Origin of the sequence: Bacillus sp. 17RED48, assembly GCF_019837545.1 — a bacterium.
Classification (GTDB): domain Bacteria; phylum Bacillota; class Bacilli; order Bacillales; family Bacillaceae_G; genus Bacillus_A; species Bacillus_A wiedmannii.
Window position 1 is genome coordinate 1 of the sequence record NZ_JADAXG010000036.1, and the last position, 2,360, is coordinate 2,360.

The 2,360-nt window shown below is 32.8% G+C and carries 3 protein-coding genes and 1 pseudogene; all 4 read right to left on the reverse strand.

Going from position 1 to position 2,360, the window contains the following annotated elements; genetic code table 11:
* Nucleotides 1–258 precede the first annotated feature (258 nt).
* Nucleotides 259–672 carry a hypothetical protein gene (locus ILT06_RS32055; protein ID WP_085313403.1) on the reverse strand — a complete coding sequence of 138 codons (414 nt, stop codon included), beginning with the start codon at nucleotides 670–672 and terminating at the stop codon, nucleotides 259–261.
* A gap of 30 nt (nucleotides 673–702) precedes the next feature.
* On the reverse strand, nucleotides 703–1,014 hold the full coding sequence (locus ILT06_RS32060; protein WP_085313404.1) for a zinc-finger domain-containing protein: 312 nt from the start codon (nucleotides 1,012–1,014) through the stop codon (nucleotides 703–705).
* Between the two features lie 471 nt (nucleotides 1,015–1,485).
* Complete coding sequence (locus ILT06_RS32065) at nucleotides 1,486–1,917, reverse strand: DUF4879 domain-containing protein (RefSeq protein WP_085313405.1); 432 nt, start codon at nucleotides 1,915–1,917, stop codon at nucleotides 1,486–1,488.
* 153 nt (nucleotides 1,918–2,070) lie between these two features.
* Nucleotides 2,071–2,208 (reverse strand): annotated as a pseudogene (locus ILT06_RS32810) (ArsR/SmtB family transcription factor); the annotation flags it as partial.
* Between the last annotated feature and the right edge of the window lie 152 nt (nucleotides 2,209–2,360).

The following is a 2,360-nucleotide window of genomic DNA, read 5'->3' on the forward strand; positions in this document are numbered from 1 at the left end:
CAATGATATCAGGCTGATAATGTTTCCATTTGAATATATTTTCTTTTTCCATACTGATCACACACCTTTTTAAGTAGTAGTACCAGTATGGCCAAGTTTGAAAGAATATTTTCAAATCGTTTAGCTTTGTTGCACCAGAACCTTTTTTTAATCAAACGTTTGTTTACAGTTCTTTATTCATAGGCATAGTATGATTTTGTTGTAACATTTGAGTTGTATTCCCAATTTAGATACATTACCATATGGCCATTCGCTTTTCTATCTATACATATAATATTCTTTATATCGTTCAAACTTCGATTTTTTTGTTGGTGGTGGTATGATGGGGGGCTTTCCTGATTTAGACGGTGCTACTTGCTTTGGCATTTGTAATACACCACGTTTCTTGAGCTCTCTATACAAATGGCTCACATTGCAACCTACTTTTTTTGCAATAGCTGGATATTCCGTTCCTTGATTAAATAATTGTACGGCTTGTTTACATTTTTCATCCCATTTTTCTTCTGGCGTTTGTACTTTTTTGGATCGTTTTTTAGCTGTATTTTTTTCTAGTTTGATACACTCTTTTTCTATTTTGTACTGTTCGGCATAATTTGTTTCCGTATTTTTCACACACTTATTTTGCTTCTCCTGTAAACGTATCATTTGTACTTTTTTCGCAACTACTCTCATGTTGCATTCACCCCATTTTAATTGATATATTTACAGTCCACGTTGATGGAGCTGTTTACGTAAACTACTCGCATGACATCCTAATTGGTTTGCAATTTTTTGATAGGTATATCCTTTACTTCTTAACACGAGCGCCTGTTGACAAACAGAATCCCATTTCAGTTTTACTTTCCGTTTCTGTTCCTTTTCATCACCAATCAATCCTGTTCCTAATTGATATATTTCTTTTCCAATTTTACAATCGTCAATACAATATGTTCGTACCCCATTATAGTGCTTGCACCCCATGCAATGTTGATCCTGCAAATCTAAAATATGAATTCTCGTTTCTCTTTTATTCATAATCCCAATCTCCTCAGTATAATCGTTACCTTTATTATACTGGATATGACAACGCTTTCGAAAAACAGTAGATTACATGTATCCCATTTGGCTCGGTCTATTCTTTACGCCCAAACAATCCTACATTTGTTATCATCAAAATGAGTCATCTAGTCTGAATTTTCAGGATTAATTTCTATACAAATGTTAGCAATGTGTTAAAATAAGAAATGAAAAAGAGTAGGGATTCAAAAGAAGCCAATTTGTATAGAAATTGGCTTCCTCCTTGATGATGACGAAAACAAATTTTTCTTTAAATCTTTATTAGGAGTAAGTTTTAAAGAAACATTTATCTTGGTTCTATTTTTACATAATTGGAATCTACAGTAAATTGATAATATGCATTCTGAACATTCGAAACTTTAATTCTCTCTATACTCATCAACAAACAATGTATTTTTTTCTACCAATAGTTTAAGGTATAATTCTTTTTTATTTAATATTTAATGCTGTATACATTTTATTCCAAGGATAGTTCGTGGAAGTATTTTCATATTCAAATCTCCCACTTTGGTTACCCGATACATCCCATTTTCGCTCCCATCCATCTATAATACGATCCCCATTTACATCTATCATTGTGGAAGAAACCTCTTTTGCTTTCTCGCCATTCATTTTAGCGAAAGGAAGGTGACCATATCCCATTTCCCTTGTATAAATGTATAGGTAACTTCCTCCATGATCCTTAATCGTACTAAGATTATTAGGGCTTACATATTCTACCCCACCCAGTTCTGATTCAACTTTTAATACATTTAAAGAAGTTAGAGCGGGAGCTGGCCCTGCTGATGCCTCAGATGCCATTCCTAACCCTACTACTACTGCCATTGTTAACGATGTCCCTAATGCAACTTTTTTTAACATATAAACATCCCCTTTATTTAATATACGTATAAATTTTATATTAACATACATTTGTAATAATATTCTTAATTTTAAAAACGTTAACAATTTATACTATTTTAGAGATGCAATTTAGCATATTGATTGACTTCTATAAAGTGAGACTGCTGATTACGGAGCACGTAATAACGTTTGTAACTCTGAGACATTTAACGGGCCCTTAGTAATTAATTTTCGAACCATTTCTAAGCGCATAGGGTATCCAAGTATCCATAATACATCTGCTGGTCTCGTATACTAATCAAAATTCATATAAAATGCTGGTTCTGGTGCAACAAAGCTAAACGATTTGAAAATGTTCTTTCAAACTTGGCCATACTGGTACTACTACTTAAAAAGGTGTGTGATCAGTATGGAAAAAGAAAATATATTCAAATGGAAACATTATCAGCCTGATATTATTG

Coding starts and splice junctions, on each gene's coding strand:
- ILT06_RS32055 (WP_085313403.1), bottom strand. CDS start 672: ATGAGAGTAGTTGCGAAAAAAGTACAAATGATACGTTTACAGGAGAAG.
- ILT06_RS32060 (WP_085313404.1), bottom strand. CDS start 1,014: ATGAATAAAAGAGAAACGAGAATTCATATTTTAGATTTGCAGGATCAA.
- ILT06_RS32065 (WP_085313405.1), bottom strand. CDS start 1,917: ATGTTAAAAAAAGTTGCATTAGGGACATCGTTAACAATGGCAGTAGTA.